The sequence below is a fragment of the Stutzerimonas kunmingensis genome (genome assembly GCF_014764705.1).
GTDB lineage: Bacteria > Pseudomonadota > Gammaproteobacteria > Pseudomonadales > Pseudomonadaceae > Stutzerimonas.
In genome coordinates this window covers 26571-47984 of record NZ_JACXXG010000024.1, presented here as the reverse complement: position 1 = coordinate 47984, position 21414 = coordinate 26571, and the positions used below count along the sequence as shown (strand labels likewise).

General features: G+C 63.0%; 20 protein-coding genes. 14 read left to right on the top strand and 6 right to left on the bottom strand.

Going from position 1 to position 21414, the window contains the following annotated elements; all coding sequences use genetic code 11:
* Positions 1–147 precede the first annotated feature (147 nt).
* The 9 genes from def (at position 148) to IEG05_RS16845 (ending at position 8347) form a co-directional block, all read left to right on the top strand.
* Positions 148–654, top strand: coding sequence for a peptide deformylase (gene def / locus IEG05_RS16885; protein ID WP_014818507.1), 507 nt, complete (start codon positions 148–150; stop codon positions 652–654).
* Positions 655–709: 55 nt separating this feature from the next.
* The gene (gene fmt, locus IEG05_RS16880) at positions 710–1654 is read left to right on the top strand and encodes a methionyl-tRNA formyltransferase (RefSeq protein ID WP_046621986.1); all 945 of its coding nucleotides are present in this window, start codon (positions 710–712) and stop codon (positions 1652–1654) included.
* Positions 1651–2973, top strand: coding sequence for a 16S rRNA (cytosine(967)-C(5))-methyltransferase RsmB (gene rsmB, locus IEG05_RS16875; RefSeq protein WP_046621987.1), 1323 nt, complete (start codon positions 1651–1653; stop codon positions 2971–2973). Before fmt ends, rsmB begins: the two co-directional genes overlap by 4 nt.
* A gap of 75 nt (positions 2974–3048) precedes the next feature.
* Complete coding sequence (gene trkA / locus IEG05_RS16870; protein WP_014818504.1) at positions 3049–4422, top strand: Trk system potassium transporter TrkA; 1374 nt, start codon at positions 3049–3051, stop codon at positions 4420–4422.
* 335 nt (positions 4423–4757) lie between these two features.
* The gene (gene ehuB, locus IEG05_RS16865) at positions 4758–5615 is read left to right on the top strand and encodes an ectoine/hydroxyectoine ABC transporter substrate-binding protein EhuB (protein WP_023446435.1); all 858 of its coding nucleotides are present in this window, start codon (positions 4758–4760) and stop codon (positions 5613–5615) included.
* 120 nt (positions 5616–5735) lie between these two features.
* Complete coding sequence (gene ehuC, locus IEG05_RS16860) at positions 5736–6395, top strand: ectoine/hydroxyectoine ABC transporter permease subunit EhuC (protein WP_003284262.1); 660 nt, start codon at positions 5736–5738, stop codon at positions 6393–6395.
* The gene (ehuD, locus tag IEG05_RS16855; protein WP_008569079.1) at positions 6392–7051 is read left to right on the top strand and encodes an ectoine/hydroxyectoine ABC transporter permease subunit EhuD; all 660 of its coding nucleotides are present in this window, start codon (positions 6392–6394) and stop codon (positions 7049–7051) included. Before ehuC ends, ehuD begins: the two co-directional genes overlap by 4 nt.
* A complete protein-coding gene (gene ehuA, locus IEG05_RS16850) occupies positions 7048–7884 on the top strand; it encodes an ectoine/hydroxyectoine ABC transporter ATP-binding protein EhuA (RefSeq protein WP_041013091.1) in 837 nt (278 codons plus the stop codon). Before ehuD ends, ehuA begins: the two co-directional genes overlap by 4 nt.
* A gap of 145 nt (positions 7885–8029) precedes the next feature.
* Positions 8030–8347: a tetratricopeptide repeat protein gene (locus IEG05_RS16845; protein ID WP_014818499.1), complete on the top strand. Its 318-nt coding sequence runs from the start codon at positions 8030–8032 to the stop codon at positions 8345–8347.
* A gap of 22 nt (positions 8348–8369) precedes the next feature.
* Here IEG05_RS16845 and IEG05_RS16840 read toward each other — a convergent pair whose 3' ends face one another.
* The 3 genes from IEG05_RS16840 to IEG05_RS16830 all read right to left on the bottom strand — a co-directional run bounded on the left by IEG05_RS16840 (position 8370) and on the right by IEG05_RS16830 (position 10222).
* Entirely contained in the window at positions 8370–8636 is a 267-nt protein-coding gene (locus tag IEG05_RS16840) for a PilZ domain-containing protein (protein WP_014818498.1), read from the bottom strand.
* Positions 8637–8669: 33 nt separating this feature from the next.
* The gene (locus IEG05_RS16835; protein WP_014818497.1) at positions 8670–9557 is read right to left on the bottom strand and encodes a lysophospholipid acyltransferase; all 888 of its coding nucleotides are present in this window, start codon (positions 9555–9557) and stop codon (positions 8670–8672) included.
* A 92-nt stretch (positions 9558–9649) separates the two neighbouring features.
* Positions 9650–10222 (bottom strand): DNA-3-methyladenine glycosylase I, encoded by a 573-nt coding sequence (locus IEG05_RS16830; RefSeq protein WP_046621991.1) that lies wholly within the window; start codon positions 10220–10222, stop codon positions 9650–9652.
* Between the two features lie 107 nt (positions 10223–10329).
* On the opposite strand from IEG05_RS16830, the gene glyQ reads away from it, so the two are divergent.
* The 5 genes from glyQ to IEG05_RS16805 are packed head-to-tail and all read left to right on the top strand — an operon-like array spanning position 10330 to position 16053.
* Entirely contained in the window at positions 10330–11277 is a 948-nt protein-coding gene (glyQ, locus tag IEG05_RS16825) for a glycine--tRNA ligase subunit alpha (protein ID WP_003284253.1), read from the top strand.
* Positions 11274–13328, top strand: a complete 2055-nt coding sequence (gene glyS / locus IEG05_RS16820; protein ID WP_046621992.1) for a glycine--tRNA ligase subunit beta — start codon at positions 11274–11276, stop codon at positions 13326–13328. The genes glyQ and glyS overlap by 4 nt, the downstream gene beginning before the upstream one ends.
* A 4-nt stretch (positions 13329–13332) precedes the next feature.
* Positions 13333–13875 (top strand): D-glycero-beta-D-manno-heptose 1,7-bisphosphate 7-phosphatase, encoded by a 543-nt coding sequence (gene gmhB, locus IEG05_RS16815; protein ID WP_023446443.1) that lies wholly within the window; start codon positions 13333–13335, stop codon positions 13873–13875.
* Complete coding sequence (locus tag IEG05_RS16810; RefSeq protein WP_014818493.1) at positions 13872–14621, top strand: lysophospholipid acyltransferase family protein; 750 nt, start codon at positions 13872–13874, stop codon at positions 14619–14621. Before gmhB ends, IEG05_RS16810 begins: the two co-directional genes overlap by 4 nt.
* 52 nt (positions 14622–14673) lie before the next feature.
* The gene (locus tag IEG05_RS16805; protein WP_023446445.1) at positions 14674–16053 is read left to right on the top strand and encodes a GGDEF domain-containing protein; all 1380 of its coding nucleotides are present in this window, start codon (positions 14674–14676) and stop codon (positions 16051–16053) included.
* 66 nt (positions 16054–16119) lie between these two features.
* Here IEG05_RS16805 and ahpF read toward each other — a convergent pair whose 3' ends face one another.
* The 3 genes from ahpF to recF form a co-directional block, all read right to left on the bottom strand.
* A complete protein-coding gene (gene ahpF, locus IEG05_RS16800) occupies positions 16120–17682 on the bottom strand; it encodes an alkyl hydroperoxide reductase subunit F (RefSeq protein ID WP_191122413.1) in 1563 nt (520 codons plus the stop codon).
* 206 nt (positions 17683–17888) lie between these two features.
* The gene (gyrB, locus tag IEG05_RS16795; RefSeq protein WP_191122412.1) at positions 17889–20303 is read right to left on the bottom strand and encodes a DNA topoisomerase (ATP-hydrolyzing) subunit B; all 2415 of its coding nucleotides are present in this window, start codon (positions 20301–20303) and stop codon (positions 17889–17891) included.
* Positions 20300–21412 (bottom strand): DNA replication/repair protein RecF, encoded by a 1113-nt coding sequence (gene recF / locus IEG05_RS16790; RefSeq protein WP_046622222.1) that lies wholly within the window; start codon positions 21410–21412, stop codon positions 20300–20302. Before recF ends, gyrB begins: the two co-directional genes overlap by 4 nt.
* Positions 21413–21414: the final 2 nt, after the last annotated feature.

Sequence of the window (21414 nt, the reverse complement as noted above, 5' to 3'; positions counted from 1 at the left end):
TGGTGAATCCCTTTATTATGTGCCTTCACGTAAAGCGCCCTAGCGCCGCGGAACCCTTTTGGATCGCGGCATTAAGCCGTTTTCCATGCTGCTCGGCATCTTAGCAGCGGCTTTTGACTTTATTCCATAAGTGCATCACAAACGCATATGGCCATTCTGAACATCCTTGAATTTCCCGATCCGCGGCTGCGCACCATCGCCAAACCGGTGGATGTGGTCGATGACGAGATCCGTCAGCTGATCGACGACATGTTCGAGACCATGTACGAGGCTCCGGGCATCGGCCTGGCCGCGACGCAGGTCAATGTGCACAAGCGCGTGGTGGTGATGGACCTGTCCGAGGACCGCTCCGAACCGCGAGTCTTCATCAATCCCGAATTCGAATCGCTGACCGACGAGATGGACCAGTACCAGGAAGGCTGCCTGTCGGTACCGGGCTTCTACGAGAACGTCGACCGTCCGCAGAAAGTGCGGATCAAGGCGCTGGATCGTGACGGCAAACCCTACGAGATGGTCGCCGAAGGCCTGCTCGCGGTGTGCATCCAGCACGAATGCGATCACCTCAACGGCAAACTGTTTGTCGACTATCTCTCCAGCCTCAAGCGCGACCGGATCAAGAAGAAGCTGGAAAAGATCCATCGCCAGCAGGCTTGATCATTCCCGAATCCCGAAGGCTTGCTACGCAAGCCTTTTTTGTTAGCGAGCCCTCATGACCCAGCCCTTGCGCATCGTTTTCGCCGGCACCCCGGAATTCGCCGCTCAGCATCTGCAAGCCCTGCTCGACGCAGGCAAATCGATCGTTGCCGTCTACACCCAGCCGGATCGCCCCGCAGGCCGCGGCCAGAAGCTGATGCCCAGCCCGGTCAAGCAGCTCGCCGTGCAGCACGACATTCCGGTATTCCAGCCGCAGACGCTGCGTGACCCGGCGGCGCAGACGGAATTGGCGGACCTGCAGGCGGACCTGATGGTGGTGGTCGCGTACGGCCTGATCCTGCCGCAGGCGGTGCTCGACCTGCCGCGCCTGGGCTGCATCAACAGCCATGCCTCGCTGTTGCCGCGCTGGCGTGGTGCCGCGCCGATCCAACGTGCGATCGAAGCCGGTGACAGCGAATCCGGCGTCACCGTGATGCAGATGGAAGCGGGCCTGGACACCGGTCCGATGCTGCTCAAGGTCAGCACGCCGATCACTGACGACGACACCGGCGGCACGCTGCACGACCGTCTCGCCATTCTCGGCGCGCAGGCGGTGGTGCAGGCGATCGACGCCCTGGCCGACGGCGCGCTGACAGGGGATGTGCAGGACGATAGCCTCGCCACCTATGCGCACAAGCTGAGCAAGGACGAGGCGCGCATCGACTGGACTCGCCCGGCCGTCGAGCTGGAGCGGCTGATCCGTGCCTTCAACCCCTGGCCGATCTGCCACAGCACGCTGAGTGGCGAAACGCTGAAGATTCACGCGGCACGCCTCGGCGAAGGCCAGGGCGAGCCCGGACGCATTCTCGAAGCGAGCAAGGAAGGGCTGACCGTTGCCTGCGGTGAAGGCGCATTGTCGCTGACTCGTCTGCAACTGCCCGGCGGCAAGTCGCTTGGCTTCGGCGACCTGTACAACAGCCGCCGCGAGCAGTTCGCTCCTGGCCTGGTGCTCGGTCAATGAACCCGCGCCTGGCCGCAGCCCGTGCGCTGAGTGTCGTGCTCTCGGGCAAGGCCTCGCTGGGCAGCAGCCTGCCCGAGGTACTCGGCAAGGTGGACGCGCGCGACCGCGGCCTGACCCAGGACCTGGCCTTCGGCACCGCGCGCTGGCATCCGCGCCTGGTAGGTTTGGCCGACAAGCTGCTGCAGAAGCCATTCAAGGCTGCCGATCGCGATGTCGAAGCCCTTCTGCTGGTCGGTCTGTATCAGCTGTTCCATACCCGCATCCCGGCCCATGCCGCCATCGGCGAAACCGTCGGCTGCGTCGACAAGCTGAAGAAGCCCTGGGCCAAGGGCCTGCTCAACGCCGTGCTGCGCCGCGCCCAGCGTGAGGGCGAAGCGATGCTAGCGGAGCTGGAACACGACCCGGTGATTCGCGTTGCCCATCCGCGCTGGCTGCAGAAGGCGCTCAAGGCGCATTGGCCCGAACATTGGGAAGCCATCTGCGCGGCCAATAATGCCCATCCGCCGATGATGTTGCGGGTCAATCGCCGCCAGGTCAGCCGCGACGCCTATCTGGCTGAGTTGCAGGCCGCTGGAATCGACGCCCATCCGTGCGAGTTCAGTGAGAACGGCATTCGCCTGGTTGCGCCGTGCGACGTACATCAGCTGCCGGGCTTTGCCGAAGGGCGGGTCAGCGTGCAGGATGAAGCCGCACAGCTGGCCGCCTCGCTGCTCGACCTGGCGCCGGGCCAACGCGTGCTGGACGCCTGTTGCGCACCGGGTGGCAAGACCTGTCACCTGCTCGAACGCGAGCCGCAATTGGCCGGGCTGATTGCGCTGGATCTGGAACCCAAGCGATTGGTGCGCGTTCGGGAAAACCTCGAGCGCCTGCAGCTCAACGCCGCACTGGTCGCCGACGACGCCCGTGCCACCGAGCGCTGGTGGGATGGCAAGCCGTTCCAGCGCATCCTGCTCGACGCACCCTGTTCGGCCACCGGCGTGATCCGCCGCCATCCGGACATCAAGCTGACGCGCCAGGCCGATGACATCGCCCCCCTTGCCGCGCTGCAGGGCGAGATGCTCGATGCGCTGTGGCCGACCCTCGACGTCGGCGGCATCCTGCTCTATGCCACCTGCTCGGTGCTGCCGACCGAGAACCGCGAGGTGATCGGCGCCTTCCTCGAACGCACGCCCGGCGCGCGCGAATTGGACCTCCCGGGCGGCTTCGGCCTGCAGCAGCCGCATGGTCGCCAGCTGCTGCCGCAGGAGAGCGGCCACGACGGCTTCTACTATGCCAAGCTGATCAAGATCGCGGCGCAGCCACGTGGTGTCAGTGGGTGAGTCGAAACCCCGGCGCAGTGCGCGCGGGCCCAACATGGAAGCGGCGGCAAACATCCGCCTTTCAGGAGTGATCGCGTGAAGATCATCATTCTCGGCGCCGGCCAGGTCGGCGGTACCCTCGCCGAACACCTCGCCAGCGAAGCCAACGACATCACCGTGGTCGACACCGACGGCGACCGCCTGCGCGATCTCGGTGATCGCCTGGACATCCGCACCATCCAGGGCCGCGGCTCGTTCCCCACGGTGCTGCGCCAGGCTGGGGCCGACGACGCCGACATGCTGGTGGCGGTGACCAACAGCGACGAGACCAACATGGTCGCCTGCCAGGTCGCCTACACCCTGTTCCATACGCCGACCAAGATCGCCCGCGTGCGCGAAGCGGCCTACCTGGTGCGCTCCGGTCTGTTCGCCAACGAGGCGATCCCGGTCGACGTGCTGATCAGCCCGGAACAGGTGGTCACCAACTACATCAAGCGCCTGATCGAACATCCCGGCTCGCTGCAGGTGATCGACTTCGCCGAAGGAAAGGCGCAGCTGGTGGCAGTGCGCGCCTACTACGGTGGGCCACTGGTCGGCCAGGAGCTGCGCCAACTGCGCCGCCACATGCCCAACGTCGATACCCGCGTGGCCGCCATCTTCCGTCGCAACCAGGCCATCCTGCCCCGTGGCGACACGGTGATCGAGGCCGATGACGAGGTGTTCTTCATCGCCGCCAGGGGCCATATCCGTGCGGTGATGAGCGAAATGCGCCGGCTCGACGAGAACTACAAGCGCATCGTCATCGCCGGTGGTGGCCACATCGGCGAGCGGCTGGCCGAAGCGATCGAGAGCCGTTACCAGGTGAAGATCATCGAGATGAACCCGGCGCGCTGTCGCTACCTGTCGGACACGCTGGACAGCACGATCATCCTGCAGGGCAGCGCTTCCGACCGCGACCTGCTGGTCGAGGAGAACATCAGCGAGGCGGACGTGTTCCTCGCGCTGACCAACGACGACGAGGCCAACATCATGTCGTCGCTGCTGGCCAAGCGGCTGGGCGCGCGCAAGGTGATGTGCATCATCAACAACCCGGCCTACGTCGATCTGGTTCAGGGTGGCGAGATCGACATCGCCATCAGCCCGCAGCTCGCCACCATCGGTACCCTGCTGACCCACGTACGCCGCGGCGACATCGTCAGCGCCCACTCGCTGCGCCGTGGCGCGGCCGAAGCCATCGAGGTGATCGCCCATGGTGATCCGCGTTCGAGCAAGGTGATCGGGCGCCCCATCGAGCAGATCGCGCTGCCCCCGGGTACCACCATCGGCGCGGTGATTCGCGACGACCAGGTGCTGATCGCCCATGACGACACACGGATCGAGTCCGGCGATCACGTCATCCTGTTCCTCGTCGACAAGAAGCATATTCGCGACGTTGAGCGCCTGTTCCAGGCCGGCCTGACCTTCTTCTAGCGATCATTGCGGCTGCATGGACGGCCCGCCACTCGGCGGGCCGTTTCGTTTTTTCAATTACCCACGACTGCCGGCCCGATCAGCGGAAATAGACAGCATTCCCACCGATCGCCTCCATTCGATCCCGATGCCCTCCGATTTCCATTTTATGGCCAGCTTTTGTACCCTCCTGGCTTGCCGCCTGTGCGGCCTGACGATTGAGCCAAGCTATCGTCGCTCGGTTTCACCGCACCATTCGTCGTCAGAAGAGTCCCTAAATGAGCTCGAGCAATTGCCCCTCCTAGACAAATAACGATCCGATTCCTCGGGTCTCTACAAGGAACAGGAGAAACTCCATGAGGAACAGCACCATCCCGACACGCTCCCGCCGGCTGCTGATCGGCTGCGCCGCCCTGGCCAGCATCGGTTTCGCCAGCCTGACCCAGGCCGATACCCTGGAAGACATCAAGGACAGCAGCAGCGTCCGCATCGGCTACGCCAATGAAACCCCCTTCGCCTATACCGCGCTCGACGGCAGCGTCACCGGCGAATCGCCAGAGATCGTGCGCAAGGTGTTCGAGCGCATGCAGATTGACACCATCAAACCGGTACTCACCGAGTGGGGCTCGCTGATCCCCGGTCTGCGCGCCGGGCGCTTCGACCTCATCGCAGCGGGCATGTACATCACCCCTGAACGCTGCAAGCAGGTGCTGTTCACCGATCCGCACTACCGCCTGCTCGACACCCTGCTGGTGGCCGAAGGCAACCCGAAGAACCTGCGCAGCTACGAAGACATCGCCAACAACCCAGACGTGAAGATCGCCATCATGTCCGGCACGGTGAACCTCGGTTATGCGCGCAAGGCCGGCATCAAGGATTCGCAGATTCTGCAGGTCCCGGATACCACCTCGCAGCTGCAGGCCGTGCGCGGTGGTCGCGCCGATGCCGCCATCGGTACCCAGCTGACCATGAAGGGGCTGGCGGACAAGGCCGGTGACGATGTCGAGGCCATCGCCGACTTCAAGGACGATCCAGCCCGTGCCGGTTACGGCGCGCTGGCCTTCCGTCCGCAGGACAAGGCGCTGCGTGACGCGGTCAATGCCGAGCTGAAGCAGTGGCTGGGCAGCGAGGAGCATCTGAAGACCATCGAGCCATTCGGCTTTGATCGCTCCAACATCACCGACAAGACTGCCGCCGAGCTCTGCGGCGCCTGAAGCCCGTCGGGGCGGCTGGTTGGCGCCGCCGACCGCTGTCCCGCCTGTGAACGCTGACCAAGGCTGCGCCGCTGTTTGCGCAGCCTCGCTCAGCGCTCCGGAAAACCGGATAGCGCCATCATGATCGAACTGCTTCCTCTGCTGCTGCAGGGTGCCTGGGTCACCGTGAAGGTGACTTTCTTCGGCTCACTGCTGGCCATCGCCTGCGCGCTGATCGCCGCGCTGGCGCGGCTTTCGCCAGTGGCGCCATTGCGCTGGCTGGCCATCACCTATATCGAGGTCTTCCGCGGCTCGTCGCTGCTGGTGCAGCTGTTCTGGCTGTACTTCGTGCTGCCGATGCCACCGTTCAATGTCGAAATGAGTGCCTTCGCCGTGGCCGTGGTCGGCCTGGGCCTGAACATCGGCGCCTATGGGGCCGAGGTGCTGCGCGGCGCGATCCGCTCGGTACACCAGGGCCAGCACGAAGCCTGTCAGGCGCTGAACATGACGCCGCTGACACGCATGCGCCGAATCATCCTGCCGCAGGCGTTGCTCGCGGCAATTCCGCCCGGCACCAACCTGCTGATCGAGTTGCTGAAGAACACTTCGCTGGTGTCGCTGATCACCCTGTCGGATCTGGCCTTCCGCGCCCGCCAGCTGGATCAGGCGACGCTGATGACCATGGAGATCTTCGGCCTGGCGCTGGTGATCTACTTCGTCCTGGCCCAGGCGATCAACTTCGGCATGCGCCAGCTGGAACGCCGGCTGGCCCGCGGGCGGATGCGCGGAGGCCTGTCATGAATTTCTTCGACTGGCAGTTCGCCCGCGAGATCCTGCCGCGCCTGCTGGATGCCTCGCTGACCACCATCGGCATCGCCCTGGCCGGTTTCGCCATTGCCGTGGTGCTAGGTTTGTTCCTCGCCATTGGCCGCCGCAGCCGCCTGCGCTGGCTATCCTGGCCGATCACCGGGCTGATCGAGTTCATCCGCAGCACACCGCTGCTGATTCAGGTGTACTTCCTTTTCTACGTGTTCCCCAACTACGGCCTCAACCTCAGCGCGATGCAGGCGGGCATCATCGGTATCGCCCTGCACTACGCCTGCTACACCGCCGAGGTGTACCGCGCCGGCCTGGACGCGGTACCCCGTTCGCAATGGGAAGCCGTCACCGCGCTGAACATGAAGCCCTGGACGGCCTACCGCGACGTGATCCTGCCGCAAGCGCTGCGTCCGGTGCTGCCGGCGCTGGGCAACTACCTGATCTCGATCCTCAAGGACACGCCAGTGCTGTCGGCGATCACCGTGGTGGAAATCATGCAGCGGGCCAAGAACATCGGCTCCGAGAGTTTCCGCTATCTGGAGCCGATCACCATGGTCGGCCTGTTCTTTCTCATTCTCAGCCTCGGCCTCGCCTGGTGCGTGCGCCGTCTGGAAAACCGCATGGAGCTGGCCCGATGAATACGCCGATGCAGTCCACGGACACCCTGAACCCGACGCCGCAACAGCCGGAGCAGGCGCAACCTTTGGTGCGCTTCGCCGGCGTGACCAAGCGCTACGGTGAACTGACCGTGCTCGACGGGCTCGACCTGCAGATCGAGGAAGGCGAGAAGGTCGCGATCATCGGCCCCAGCGGCTCGGGCAAATCCACCCTGTTGCGGGTGCTGATGACCCTGGAAGGCATTGACGAGGGCGTGATTGAGGTCGACGGCGAGCCGCTGACGCACATGCCCGACGCCAGCGGCCAGTTGGTCCCGGCCAATGCCCGTCACCTGCGACGTGTGCGTGGCAAGGTCGGCATGGTGTTCCAGAGCTTCAACCTGTTCCCGCACATGAACGCGTTGCAGAACGTCATGGAAGCGCCGGTACAGGTGCTCGGGCTGAGCAAGCGCGAGGCCCGCGAGCGGGCAGAGGAGCTGCTGGCCATGGTCGGCCTGGAGGACAAGCTGGAGCACTTCCCGGCGCAACTCTCCGGCGGTCAGCAACAGCGCGTGGCGATTGCCCGCGCACTGGCGATGCGGCCGAAGGTGATGCTGTTCGACGAAGTGACCTCGGCGCTGGACCCGGAGCTCTGCGGCGAAGTGCTCAACGTCATCCGCCGCCTCGGCGAGGCGCACAACCTGACGATGCTGATGGTGACCCACCAGATGGGCTTTGCCCGTGAGTTCGCCGATCGCGTGTGCTTCTTCCACCAGGGTCGGATTCACGAGCAGGGCAGCCCGGACGAGCTGTTCAACAACCCGCGCGAGGAACGCACCCGGGAGTTTCTCAGCGCGGTCAACGAGGCCCACTGAGCCGCTTGCGACCCAGCCCACACGAAGACGGCGAAAGCCCCGCAGCAGCTAAGACCAATGGCGTATGCTGCCGCTATTGCCCGGCGGCGGCGATGCACTAAAGTGAGGAAACGCCCCGGAGCGCTGCACCGAAAAGGTCTTCAAGATGCTCGAATCGCTGGAAAAGATGCTTTCCCAAGGCATGGACAATCCGATGCTGCGTTTCGGCCTCGGCAAGGGCTACATGGATGCCGGGCAGCCGGGGCGGGCGGCAGAGCACCTGCGCCGCTGCGTCGAACTCGATCCGAAATACTCCGCTGCGTGGAAACTGCTGGGCAAGGCGCTGCAGGCCGACGGCGACAAGCCCGGCGCCCATCAGGCGTGGGAGCGCGGAATCGCCGCGGCGAACGCCCAGGGCGACAAGCAGGCGGAAAAGGAAATGACCGTATTCCTGCGCCGGCTCGACCGGCTGACGCCCGACTGAACCGGCGCGCCGCGGCCAGCGGTCAGGTTTCGTGCACGAACTGCAGGCCGACCCCTTCGGCATCCACCCGCATCACCACCATTCGCAGTTCCGGCGCCGGAATCGGCAGGTCCTGGACCTGGCCGGTCACCTCGTCGCCGGGATGCAGCACCACCAGCTCCGGATGCCGGACGTAGACGCCGCCATCGGATAGATCACGGGTCTGCGCGAAGACCTCGCCAAAGGCCGGATGCGCAATGCGGATGCGGCACTTCATGTTGGTACGCGGATGCTGTCTCTGGTTTTGCATGCGCTCGTCCCTGTTGTTGTTGTTTGAGCCTGATCAGTACCAGCGCTTCTCGCCGGCGGGGCGTTTCTTGAAGCGCTTCATGGTCCACATGTACTGGCTGGGATAGGCGCGCACATACTTCTCGATCATTGCGCTCATCGCCGCTACGCCAGTTTCCGCATCTTCGCTGTACATCCCTTCGGGCGCGGCCTCGAGGACGACCTTGTAGCCCGAACCGTCCTCCAGACGCAACGCATGAAGGAACACCCCAACCGCCTTGCCACCGGCGAGCATGCCGGGCACGAACTTGCTGGTCAGCGCCTGGGTGGCGAAGAAGGGCACGAAGATGCCACTGCCTTCGCTCGGCTCGGGGTCCGCCGGAATACCGACCGCACCACCACGCCGAACCTCCTTGATGACGCTGAGAATGCCTTCCCTGGTCGAGGGCGCGACGCGATTGCCCAGCTGCACACGCTGCTGCCGCAGCAGATCGTCCACCGCCTTCAGTTTCGGCGGTCGGTAGAAGATGATCGGCTTGCATTGCGCGCAGTAGAAATGATTGAGCACTTCCCAATTGCCCAGGTGACTGGTGATGCCGACCACGCCCTTGCCCGAGGCCAGCGCCGCTTGCAGCACGTCCAGGCCTTCGACTTCGCGGACCAGTTTCAGGGTCTTTTCCGCCGGCCAGATCCAGGCGCAGGCGCTTTCGGTGAAGGTCATGCCGGTTTCACGCAGGGTGCGGCCGAGCAGGGCGTCGAGTTCCGCCGGGCTCAGCTCGGGGAAGCACTTGTGTAGGTTGATTCGCGCGACGTCCCGCGAGCGGTTCGGCAGCTTCCACATCAGCCAGCCGATCATCGAGCCCAGGCCCTGGACCATGCGCCAGGGCAGTCGAGCGAACAGTCGCAGGGAGCCGACGACGATGGCACCTTTGAGCTTTTCCACACCGCACTCCGAAATTTTCAGGTTGCCTAGTCTACCTGCAACCGTCGCCAGCTTTCAGGCGCAGCGGCGGCAACGACACACATCCTGGCAGCTCAGGCGTGCAGTGTTTCAAGCATCCCGGCCAGCTCGGCGTGGCGCTCGCAATCGGTCAGGTGGTCCATGACCATGCCGCAGGCCTGCATGTAGGCGTAGCAGATGGTCGGGCCGACGAAGCTGAAGCCAGCCTTCTTAAGCGCGCGGCTCATCGCCTCGGCCTCGGGGGAGACCGCAGGCGCCTGATCGATGCGCTCGAAGCGGTTGGTCTTCGGCTCGCCGCCGACGAACGACCAGACGAAACCCACCGGATCCTCCAGCTGCAACCAGGCGCGGGCATTCTGCCGCGCCGCCTTGAGCTTGAGACGGTTGCGGATGATGCCGGGGTCCAGCATGCGCTCGTCGATCTCGGCATCGCTCATGCGCGCCAGGCGTTCGGCATCGAAACCGAACAGCACCTGCCGGTAGCGCTCGCGCTTGCGCAACACGGTGATCCAGGAGAGCCCGGCCTGAAAGGCTTCGAGCAAGAGGAATTCGAACAGTACCTGCGGATCGCGGGCCGGTACGCCCCATTCGCGATCGTGGTAGTCGATGTACAGCGGGTCCGTGCCGCACCAGGCGCAACGTGGCATGTGGTCTCCTTGCGCAGGCCTCGTCCGATGGCCGAAACCATCGCAAGCGCGACCATGCGGGGGGTATACTTCGAGGCTTTCTGTCGAAGCCCAGCACAGGTGAAATTTTGAGCCAGACTACGCCTGCCGTGCGCACCTTCCAAGACCTGATCCTCGCCCTGCAAAGCTACTGGGCCGAGCAGGGTTGCGTGGTCCTGCAGCCCTATGACATGGAAATGGGCGCCGGTACATTCCACACCGCCACCTTCCTGCGCGCCATTGGTCCCGAGACCTGGAACGCCGCCTATGTTCAGCCTTCGCGCCGCCCCGCCGATGGCCGCTACGGCGAGAACCCCAACCGCCTGCAGCACTATTATCAATTCCAGGTGGTGCTCAAGCCCAACCCGGACAACATCCAGGACCTGTACCTGGAGTCGCTGCGCCGCATCGGCGTCGACACCTCGGTGCACGACGTACGCTTCGTCGAGGACAACTGGGAATCGCCGACCCTCGGTGCTTGGGGCCTGGGCTGGGAAGTCTGGCTCAACGGCATGGAAGTCACTCAGTTCACCTACTTCCAGCAGGTCGGCGGCGTCGAGTGCTATCCGGTCACCGGCGAGATCACCTACGGTCTCGAGCGCCTGGCCATGTACCTACAGGGCGTCGACTCGGTCTACGACCTGATCTGGGCCGATGGTCCGTTCGGCACCGTGACCTACGGCGATGTGTTCCACCAGAACGAGGTGGAGCAGTCGACCTACAACTTCGAGCACGCCAACGTGCCGAAGCTGTTCGAACTCTTCGATTTCTACGAGAGCGAGGCCAATCGTCTGATGGCTGCCGAACTGCCGCTGCCGGCCTACGAGATGGTGGTCAAGGCCTCGCACACCTTCAACCTGCTCGATGCCCGCCGTGCCATTTCGGTCACCGCGCGCCAACAGTACATCCTGCGCGTGCGCAGCCTGGCCCGCTCGATCGCCCAGAGCTACCTGCTGGCCCGCGCCAAACTCGGCTTCCCCATGGCCACCCCCGAACTGCGTGACGAAGTGCTGGCCAAGCTGGAGGCTGCAGAATGAGTGCACTGGATTTTCTCGTCGAACTGGGTACCGAAGAACTGCCACCGAAGGCGCTCGCCAAGCTGGCCGAAGCTTTCTGCGCCGGTATCGAGAAGGGCCTGAAGGACGCCGGCCTGGACTTCGTGAAAGCCCAGGCCTACGCCGCGCCGCGCCGCCTGGCGGTGCTGGTCGAGCAGCTGGCGACTCAGCAGCCTGATCGCAGCATCAACCTCGACGGCCCGCCGATGCAGGCCGCCTTCGACGCCGACGGTGAGCCGACTCAGGCTGCCCTGGGCTTTGCCCGCAAGTGTGGCGTCGACCTTGCCGAGATCGATCGCAGCGGGCCGAAGCTCAAGTTCAGCCGTACCATCGAGGGCCAGCCGGCCACCCAGCTGCTGCCAGGCATCGTCGAGGCCTCGCTGAACGATCTGCCGATCCCGAAGCGCATGCGCTGGGCCGCACGCAAGGAAGAATTCGTCCGTCCGACCCAGTGGCTGGTGATGCTCTTCGGCGAGCAGGTGATCGATTGCGAGATCCTCGCCCAGCATGCCGGGCGCGAATCCCGCGGCCACCGATTCCACAGCCCGGGCCAGGTGCATATTTTCAAGCCTTCCAGCTATCTGGAAGACCTGCGTGGCGCCCATGTGATCGCCGACTTCGTCGAGCGCCGCGAGCTGATCGCCAAGCGCGTCGAGCAGCTGGCTGCCGAGCAGAACGGTACGGCCATCGTGCCGCCGGCGCTGCTCGATGAAGTGACCGCGCTGGTCGAGTGGCCGGTGCCGCTGGTCTGCTCGTTCGAGGAACGCTTCCTCGAAGTGCCGCAGGAAGCGCTGATCACCACCATGCAGGACAACCAGAAGTACTTCTGCCTGCTGGACGCCAACGGCAGGCTGCTGCCGCGCTTCATCACCGTCGCGAACATCGAATCGAAGGACCCGGCGCAGATCGTTTCCGGCAACGAGAAAGTCGTACGCCCGCGCCTGACCGACGCCGAGTTCTTCTTCAAGCAGGACAAGAAGCAGAAGCTCGACAGCTTCAACGAACGCCTGAAAAACGTGGTATTCCAGGCCCAGCTCGGCACCGTGTACGACAAGGCCGAGCGCGTCTCGCGCCTGGCCGGGCTGATCGCCGAGCGTACCGGCGGCGACAAGCAGCGCGCCGCGCGCGCCGGCCTGCTCTGTAAGTGCGACCTGGCCACCGAGATGGTTGGCGAGTTTCCGGAAATGCAGGGCGTTGCCGGTTACTACTACGCGCTCAACGACGGCGAGCCAGAAGATGTGGCGCTGGCGCTGAACGAGCAGTACATGCCGCGCGGTGCCGGCGGCGAGTTGCCAAGCACGCTCACCGGCGCGGCCGTAGCCGTGGCCGACAAGCTCGACACCCTGGTCGGGATCTTCGGCATCGGCATGCTGCCGACCGGCTCCAAGGACCCCTACGCCCTGCGCCGCGCCGCCCTTGGCGTGCTGCGCATCCTCATCGAGAAGCAGCTGGACCTGAATCTGGTCGAGGCAGTGAACTTCGCCATCGACCAGTTCGGTACGCAGGTCAAGTCGGCCGGCCTCGCCGATCAGGTCCTGGAGTTCATCTTCGATCGCCTGCGTGCGCGCTACGAGGACGAAGGCGTCGACGTCGCTGCCTACCTCTCGGTGCGTGCCGTGCAGCCTGGTTCGGCGCTGGACTTCGACCAGCGCGTGCAGGCCGTGCAGGCGTTCCGCACATTGCCGGAAGCGGCGTCCCTGGCTGCCGCCAACAAGCGTGTCTCCAACCTGCTGAGCAAGTTCGATGCGAAGCTGCCGGAAGCGGTAGAGCCACGCTGGTTCGACAACGCCACCGAGTTCTCGCTGTACTCGGCGATTCAGCAGGCCGAGCAGGCGGTACAACCGTTGGCCGCCGCGCGTCAGTACCGCGAGGCGCTGGAGCGTTTGGCGCACCTGCGTGGCCCGGTGGATGCCTTCTTCGAGGCGGTGCTGGTAAATGCCGAAGACGCTTCGGTACGTGCCAATCGTTATGCCTTGCTGGCCCGGCTGAGAGGACTGTTCCTTGGCGTTGCCGATATTTCCGCACTTGGCTAAGCCCGTGAAGCTGATCGTGCTGGACCGCGATGGGGTAATCAACGAGGACTCCGACGAGTACGTGAAGTCGCTGGAGGAGTGGATCCCCATTCCCGGGTCGCTGGAAGCCATCGCGCGGCTGTGCAAAGCCGGCTGGACGGTGGCGGTTGCCACCAACCAGTCCGGTGTCGCGCGCGGCAAGTTCGACCTCAGCACCCTCGGTGACATGCATTTCAAGATGCAGCAGCTGGTGATGGAGCAGGGCGGACGTATCGACCTGATCGTGCACTGCCCGCACGGCCCGGACGACGGCTGCAACTGCCGCAAGCCGAAGCCTGGAATGTTCCGCAGCATCGCCGAGCATTTCGGCCTGGCGGACCTGAAGGGCGTACCGGTGGTAGGCGACAGTCACCGCGATCTACACGCCGGCATGCTGCTCGGCGGCGTGCCTTATCTGGTCAGGACCGGCAAAGGCCTGCGCACCCTGGAGGGTACTCTGCCGCCGGGCACTCGGGTCTTCGATGACCTTGCCGCTGTTGTCGATCATCTACTCGAGAGTTCTCGATGAGCCTCCTGTTACCCGTTCGTATCGCCCTGTTCTACTTCATGCTGGCGTTCACCGCGTTCGCCTGGTGCCTGGTGAGCCTGGTGTTCGCCCCGTTCATGGCGTTCCGCGCGCGCTATCGCTTCGTGGTACAGAACTGGTGTCGCTGCGCCGTGTGGTTGGGCAAGACGCTGGTTGGCCTGCGCTACGAGGTGCATGGCGCGGAGAATGTGCCGGCGCGTCCCTGCGTGATCCTGGCCAAGCACCAGAGCACCTGGGAAACCTTCTTTCTCTCGGCCTATTTCGAGCCGCTGACTCAGGTGCTCAAGCGTGAGTTGTTGCGGGTGCCGTTCTTCGGCTGGGCGATCATGCTGCTCAAGCCGATCGCCATTGATCGCGACAACCCCAAGGCGGCGCTGCGCCAGGTCGCCAAGCAGGGTCACGAGCGTCTGGAGCAGGGCGCCTGGGTGCTGATATTCCCGGAAGGCACCCGCGTACCAGTGGGTGAGCAGGGCAAGTTCTCCCGCAGCGGCGCGGCCCTGGCAGTCAACGCCGGTCTGCCAGTGCTTCCCATCGCGCACAACGCCGGCATGTTCTGGCCGAAGGCCGGTTGGGGCAAGCGTCCCGGCACTATCCAGGTGGTGATCGGCCCGGCCATGTTCGCCGACAGCGAAAGCCCGCGGGCCATCGCCGAGCTCAATCAACGCGCCGAAGATTGGATCAACGCGCAAGTCAGCCAGCTCGAAGCTCAGGGTCGCCCGACCCTCTGATCACTACGCTGAGGCAGGGCAGGGACGCGCGCCTCAGCTTCACGAGTCCCCTATGCAGCAAATACCCAACCACCAGCTGGTCGCCGAATGGCTGCGCCTGCTGGACGGCTATCCTGCCGAAGCGGCTATCGCACTGCAGGCCGTTGCCGAAGAAAAGAGCGCCGAGCTGGCCGAGCATTTCTATTCCCAGATGCTTGCCGATCCCCATTCGGCCAGCTTCCTGTCCCACGATCAGGTGAAGAACCGCCTCGGCAAATCGATGCAGAAGTGGATCGTCACGGTATGTTCGTCGACGGCCCATAGCGACCTCGACGCCGTCATAGACCTGCAGCGCAAGGTCGGCGACATCCACGCCCGCATCGAGATTCCGGTCAGCCTGGTGCTGCGCGGCTCCCGCTCGCTCAAGGGCCGCCTGCGCCAGTTGCTGGAACAGCGCGATCTCGCCGAGCCAGTGCGACGCAAAGCGGCACGCATGGGTTCCGACCTGATCGACCTGGCGGTGGAGATCATCTGCTTCGCCTATTCCCAGTCTCACGATCGCAACTCCCGCGCCGAGGAGGCCTATCGGCTGTTCTCCGTCTCGCAGAACATCGGCGTCGAAAAAGAGCGACAGCGCGCGGCACTGCTCGATTGGGAGAATCAGCTGATGTTCGACCTGGCGATCGGCAACCTGACCGGCGCGCTGCCGCAACTGGCGGGTTCCGAGTTCGGCCTGTGGTTCCGCCACAAGGCCTCCCACGCGTTCCAGGGTTCGCCGGAAAGCGCCAGTATCCTCGACTATATCGAGCGCATCGATCAGGAGCTCAAAGCCATTGGCGGGCTGCAGGACGCCAGTGCGCGGCTGGGCAAGCTGCATCAGATCCGCGAACAGACCCGCTCGATCAAGTTTTTGCTCGACAGCCTGTTCGAACAGGCCAACGACCTGGAGGCCGGCCGAGACGTGCTGACGCGGCTACTCAACCGCAAGTTCCTGCCGGTGGTGATGGCCAAGGAAGTGCTTTACGCGCGCCAGTCGAACAACACCTTCGGCGTGCTCGCCATCGATGTCGACCACTTCAAGCGCATCAACGACACCCATGGCCATGACGGCGGTGACCAGATTCTGCAGCAGGTCGGTGCGCTGCTGGCCAGCAACACCCGCGGTGGCGACTATGCGTTCCGCCTGGGCGGCGAAGAGTTCCTGCTGGTACTAGTGGACATAGATGCCAACAAGGCGTTTGCCGCGGCAGAGAAGTTGCGCGAGCGCATCGCCCGTGAGCAGTTCCGTCTATCCAATGGAGCAGTTCTGCAGGTCACCGTCAGCATCGGTATGGCAGTGCATGACGGCCATCCGGATTACGAACGTCTGCTGCAACAAGCCGATCAGGCGCTGTATCAGGCAAAACACGAAGGGCGCAATCGCTGCGTGCTTCACAGTCCGACGCTCGCCTAGCAAACGGCACGCAATGAAAAAGGGGAGCAACCTCGCGGCTGCTCCCCTTCTTTATTGCGCTTCGATTCAGGCCGGCGCGGACGACCGGATCAGGTGATCGAAGGCGCTCAGCGAGGCCTTGGCGCCTTCGCCGACGGCGATCACGATCTGCTTGTACGGCACCGTGGTCACGTCGCCGGCGGCGAACACACCGGGAATGCTGGTCTGGCCCTTGGCATCAACGATGATCTCGCCGAAGCGCGACAGCTCCAGGGCGCCCTTGAGCCACTCGCTGTTGGGCAGCAGGCCGATCTGCACGAAGATGCCTTCCAGCTCGACGTTGTGCAGCTCGTCGCTGGTGCGGTCCTTGTAGACCAGGCCGGTGACCTTCTGGCCGTCGCCCTGGACCTCGGTGGTCTGCGCCATCTTCAGCACGCGGACGTTGGGCAGGCTGTTGAGCTTGCGCTGCAGCACGGCGTCGGCCCGCAGCTCTTCGCCGAACTCGAGCAGAGTCACGTGGGCGACGATGCCGGCCAGGTCGATGGCCGCCTCGACACCGGAGTTGCCGCCGCCGATCACCGCCACGCGCTTGCCCTTGAACAGCGGGCCGTCGCAGTGCGGGCAGTAGGCGACACCACGGCCGCGGTATTCCTGCTCGCCGGGCACGTTCATTTCGCGCCAGCGCGCGCCGGTGGCGAGGATCAGGGTCTTGGCCTTGAGCTCGCCGCCATTCTCGAACTGCACACGATGCAGGCCGTCGTCGCCGGCCGGGATCAGCTGACTGGCGCGCTGCAGGTTCATGATGTCGACGTCGTACTCGCGCACGTGCTCTTCCAGCGCGCGGGCCAGTTTCGGGCCTTCGGTTTCCTTCACCGAGATGAAGTTCTCGATGGCCATGGTGTCGAGCACCTGACCGCCGAAGCGCTCGGCCGCGACACCGGTGCGGATGCCTTTGCGCGCCGCGTAGATGGCCGCTGCGGCGCCGGCCGGACCGCCGCCGACCACCAGCACGTCGAAGGCGTCCTTGGCCTTGAGCTTCTCGGCGTCACGGGCGCTGGAGCCGGTATCGAGCTTGGCGAGGATCTCCTCCTCGCTCATGCGGCCCTGGGTGAACAGCTCGCCGTTGAGGTAGATGCTCGGCACCGACATGATCTGACGGGCTTCGACTTCGTCCTGGAACAGCGCGCCGTCGATGGCGACGTGCTTGATGTTCGGGTTCAGCACGGCCATCAGGTTCAGCGCCTGGACCACGTCCGGGCAGTTCTGGCAGGACAGCGAGAAGTAGGTTTCGAAGCTGTAGTCGCCATCCAGCGCCTTGATCTGCTCGATCACCTCCGCCGCCGTCTTCGACGGGTGGCCGCCGACCTGCAGCAGGGCCAGCACCAGCGAGGTGAATTCGTGGCCCATGGGGATGCCGGCAAAACGCAGGCTGATGTTGCCGCCGATGCGGTTGAGCGAGAACGACGGCTTGCGTGCATCGTTGCCATCGGTCTTGAGGGTGATCTTGTCGCTGAGGCCGGCGATGTCCTGCAGCAGGCTCAGCATTTCCCGGGATTTCTCGCCGTCATCGAGGGACGCGACGATCTCGAAGGGCTGGGTGACCTTCTCCAGGTAGGCTTTCAACTGGGTCTTGAGATTGGTGTCCAACATTGGCAACTGTCCTCGTAAACTATGGTGGCCCGGAGGGCTCGGTAAGGTGATGAATCTCGAATGAAGCAACCTTACGCCGGAAAGGGACTATTTCGAAATTGATTAAAACAGTCAGTTCGATTTAGACAGCCTATCCCTAAAACAAAAAACCCCGACCTTATGAGTCGGGGTTCTGTTTTGTTGCCTTGGTCTGGAACGGCGGCGGATCAGAAGTCCAGATTAGACACTGCCAGAGCGTTGGTTTCGATGAAGTCGCGACGCGGTTCAACGGCATCGCCCATCAGGGTATTGAAGATCTGATCTGCACCAATGGCATCTTCGATCGTCACTTTCAACATGCGCCGTACATTTGGATCCATGGTGGTTTCCCACAGTTGATCCGGGTTCATCTCGCCCAGTCCCTTGTATCGCTGAACGCTGTGGCGGCGCGTGCCTTCGGTCATCAACCACTCCAGCGCTTGCTTGAAGGTGGATACCTGCTTTTTGCGCTCGCCGCGCTGAACATAGGCTCCCTCTTCGAGCAGGCTGTTCAGCTTCTCACCGAGAGCGGTTACGGTCCGGTAATCGTTGCTGGCGAAGAAATCACGGTTGAAGGTGATGTAGCTGGCCAGGCCGTGGGAGCTGATCTCAACTTCCGGCAGCCACAGGTGGCGCTCTTTGTCTTCACGCAAGCTGACGTTGTAGATCAAACCGGAGCGTTCACCGACCTTGAGTTGCGCGCTGTACTGCTCCAGCCAGGCCTGCATCGCGGCGTGATCGGCCAACTGCTCTACTGAAACACGCGGCAGGTAGATGAAGTGCTCAGTCAACTCCAGTGGATACAGACGCGATAGGCGCTGCAGAGTTTTCATCACAGTACGGTAATCGTTGACCAGCTTCTCGAGCGCTCCACCAGAAAGGCCTGGGGCATGCTCATTGACGTGCAGGCTGGCGTCTTCCAGGGCCGACTGGGTGAGGTATTCCTCCATCGCCTCGTCGTCCTTGATGTACTGCTCCTGCTTGCCACGCTTGACCTTGTAGAGCGGCGGCTGGGCGATATATACATAGCCGCGCTCGATCAGCTCAGGCAGCTGACGGAAGAAGAAGGTCAACAGCAGCGTCCGGATGTGCGAACCGTCGACGTCGGCGTCGGTCATGATGATGATGTTGTGATAGCGCAGCTTGTCGATGTTGTACTCTTCACGCCCGATACCACAGCCCAGAGCGGTAATCAGGGTGCCCACTTCCTGGGATGAGATCATCTTGTCGAAACGCGCCTTCTCGACGTTAAGGATCTTGCCCTTGAGCGGCAAAATTGCTTGAGTCTTGCGGTTACGACCTTGCTTGGCCGAGCCACCCGCGGAATCACCCTCCACTATGTAGAGTTCGGAAAGCGCGGGATCCTTTTCCTGGCAGTCAGCAAGTTTGCCCGGCAGGCCGGCGATATCCAGAGCGCCTTTACGACGGGTCATTTCCCGAGCCTTGCGCGCAGCCTCGCGAGCACGGGCGGCATCGATCATCTTGCCGACCACGGCCTTGGCCTCGCCCGGACGCTCGAGGAGGAAATCACCGAAGTACTTGCCCATCTCCTGTTCCACAGCCGTTTTCACTTCCGAGGAAACCAGTTTGTCCTTGGTCTGCGAGCTGAACTTAGGATCCGGAACCTTCACCGAAATGATCGCAGTCAGGCCTTCGCGGGCATCGTCGCCGGTAGTGGCGATCTTGTGCTTCTTGGCCAGGCCTTCCTGCTCGATGTAGGAATTCAAGTTTCGCGTCAGCGCGGAGCGGAAGCCGGCCAGGTGAGTACCGCCGTCACGCTGAGGAATATTGTTGGTAAAGCAGAGAATGTTCTCGTTAAAGCTGTCGTTCCACTGCAGCGCCACCTCGACACCAACGCCGTCGTGACGCTGAACGTTGAAGTGAAACACCTCGTTGACGGGTGTTTTGTTTGTGTTCAGGTAAGCAACGAACGCGCTCAGACCGCCCTCGTACTTGAACAGCTCTTCCTTGGCGGTACGCTCGTCCCGCAGGACGATACCGACACCCGAGTTCAGAAATGACAGTTCGCGCAGACGCTTGGCCAGAATATCCCAGCTGAAATGGATGTTCTGGAAGGTCTCGGACGACGGCTTGAAGTGAATCTGTGTACCCGAGGTATCAGTTTCACCTACCGGAGCCAAAGGTGCCTGGGGCACGCCATGACGGTAGAGCTGTTCCCAGACCTTGCCCTCGCGGCGGATGGTCAGCATCAACTCCTCGGACAGCGCATTGACCACCGAAACACCTACGCCGTGGAGTCCACCGGATACCTTGTAGGAGTTGTCATCGAACTTACCGCCGGCGTGCAACACGGTCATGATGACCTCTGCCGCCGAAACACCTTCCTCATGGATATCCACCGGAATGCCGCGACCGTTGTCGCGAACGGTGATGGATTCATCGGTATGGATGGTGATGGAGATGTCGCTGCAATGCCCGGCCAGCGCTTCGTCGATCGAGTTATCGACGACCTCGAAGACCATGTGATGCAAACCGGTGCCGTCGTCGGTATCGCCGATGTACATGCCAGGGCGCTTGCGCACTGCATCAAGGCCTTTGAGTACCTTGATGCTCGACGAATCGTACGTGTGGTTTTCGCTCATGCCTTCACTCCCGAGGGGCCGTGGATCTGGGTAATTTGCCCATGTTCCACGTGAAACATTGAGACTGGCGTCTGTTCATGCCAGCCTTCTTGCAAAATGGATGAATCTACGCAGGTGATAAACACCTGACAGTTAAGTTGCTCAAGCAACTTGCACAGCGCCAACCTATGTTGGGCGTCCAGTTCTGACGGCAGGTCGTCGACAAGATAGATGCACTGACCGCGCTTGGTTTCGCTAACCAGATGGCCCTGAGCAATACGCAATGCACACACCACCAATTTCTGCTGGCCGCGCGACAGCACTTCAGCCGCGTTGTGATTGCCAACCTTCAGTCGTAGATCCGCACGCTGCGGCCCGGATTGGGTGTGCCCTAATGACCTATCCCGTTCCAGCGAAGACGCCAGCACATCAGCCAAGGAGCGGTCTTTATCCCACCCCCTGTAATAACTCAGCTTCAGGCCGTCCAAGTCGAGCAAGGCCGCGAGGGTCGATTCAAATGCGGGTTTAAGTGCCTGAATATAGGCCCGTCGATATCCGTCAATTTCATCACTTGCCAGCGTCAGTTCCCGGCTCCAGGCCGCATCCGAAGCGCCGTCCAGTGTACCATGCCGCAGCCACGAGTTCCGTTGCCGGAGCGCCTGCTGCATGCGTAGCCAGGCTGGCATAAACCGATGTTCCACGTGGAACACGCCCCAATCAAGAAACTGCCTACGTAATTTCGGTGCGCCTTCGAGAAGGCGGAAACTATCCGGATTGATCAGTTGCAAAGGCAGCGTATCGGCAAGCTCCGCGGCTGACCTGACCCCCTGTCCATCGATACGGATCCGGACGTCACCGCTACGATCCCGGGAAACCCCCAACGCACGACTGTGCTGATCCGGCAGATCAACTTGACCAAAAACGGTGCACGCTGATTGTTCATAGGTGATGACGGGGTTCAGCCGAATGCTACGAAACGAGCGCGCCAGCCCGAGAAGGTGAATGGCTTCGAGCAAGCTGGTTTTTCCGCTACCGTTATCGCCGAAGAGGATGTTGATTCGAGAGGAGGGAGATAACGTCACCGGGTGCAGATTGCGGACCCCGGTGACGGAAAGGCGACTGAGGGACATGA

Excerpts from the sequence above, each read along its gene's own strand:
- def (WP_014818507.1), top strand. The coding sequence starts at position 148 with ATGGCCATTCTGAACATCCTTGAATTTCCCGATCCGCGGCTGCGCACC.
- fmt (WP_046621986.1), top strand. The coding sequence starts at position 710 with ATGACCCAGCCCTTGCGCATCGTTTTCGCCGGCACCCCGGAATTCGCC.
- rsmB (WP_046621987.1), top strand. The coding sequence starts at position 1,651 with ATGAACCCGCGCCTGGCCGCAGCCCGTGCGCTGAGTGTCGTGCTCTCG.
- ehuB (WP_023446435.1), top strand. The coding sequence starts at position 4,758 with ATGAGGAACAGCACCATCCCGACACGCTCCCGCCGGCTGCTGATCGGC.
- ehuC (WP_003284262.1), top strand. The coding sequence starts at position 5,736 with ATGATCGAACTGCTTCCTCTGCTGCTGCAGGGTGCCTGGGTCACCGTG.
- ehuD (WP_008569079.1), top strand. The coding sequence starts at position 6,392 with ATGAATTTCTTCGACTGGCAGTTCGCCCGCGAGATCCTGCCGCGCCTG.
- ehuA (WP_041013091.1), top strand. The coding sequence starts at position 7,048 with ATGAATACGCCGATGCAGTCCACGGACACCCTGAACCCGACGCCGCAA.
- IEG05_RS16845 (WP_014818499.1), top strand. The coding sequence starts at position 8,030 with ATGCTCGAATCGCTGGAAAAGATGCTTTCCCAAGGCATGGACAATCCG.
- IEG05_RS16840 (WP_014818498.1), bottom strand. The coding sequence starts at position 8,636 with ATGCAAAACCAGAGACAGCATCCGCGTACCAACATGAAGTGCCGCATC.
- IEG05_RS16830 (WP_046621991.1), bottom strand. The coding sequence starts at position 10,222 with ATGCCACGTTGCGCCTGGTGCGGCACGGACCCGCTGTACATCGACTAC.
- glyS (WP_046621992.1), top strand. The coding sequence starts at position 11,274 with ATGAGTGCACTGGATTTTCTCGTCGAACTGGGTACCGAAGAACTGCCA.
- IEG05_RS16810 (WP_014818493.1), top strand. The coding sequence starts at position 13,872 with ATGAGCCTCCTGTTACCCGTTCGTATCGCCCTGTTCTACTTCATGCTG.
- IEG05_RS16805 (WP_023446445.1), top strand. The coding sequence starts at position 14,674 with ATGCAGCAAATACCCAACCACCAGCTGGTCGCCGAATGGCTGCGCCTG.
- ahpF (WP_191122413.1), bottom strand. The coding sequence starts at position 17,682 with ATGTTGGACACCAATCTCAAGACCCAGTTGAAAGCCTACCTGGAGAAG.
- gyrB (WP_191122412.1), bottom strand. The coding sequence starts at position 20,303 with ATGAGCGAAAACCACACGTACGATTCGTCGAGCATCAAGGTACTCAAA.
- recF (WP_046622222.1), bottom strand. The coding sequence starts at position 21,412 with ATGTCCCTCAGTCGCCTTTCCGTCACCGGGGTCCGCAATCTGCACCCG.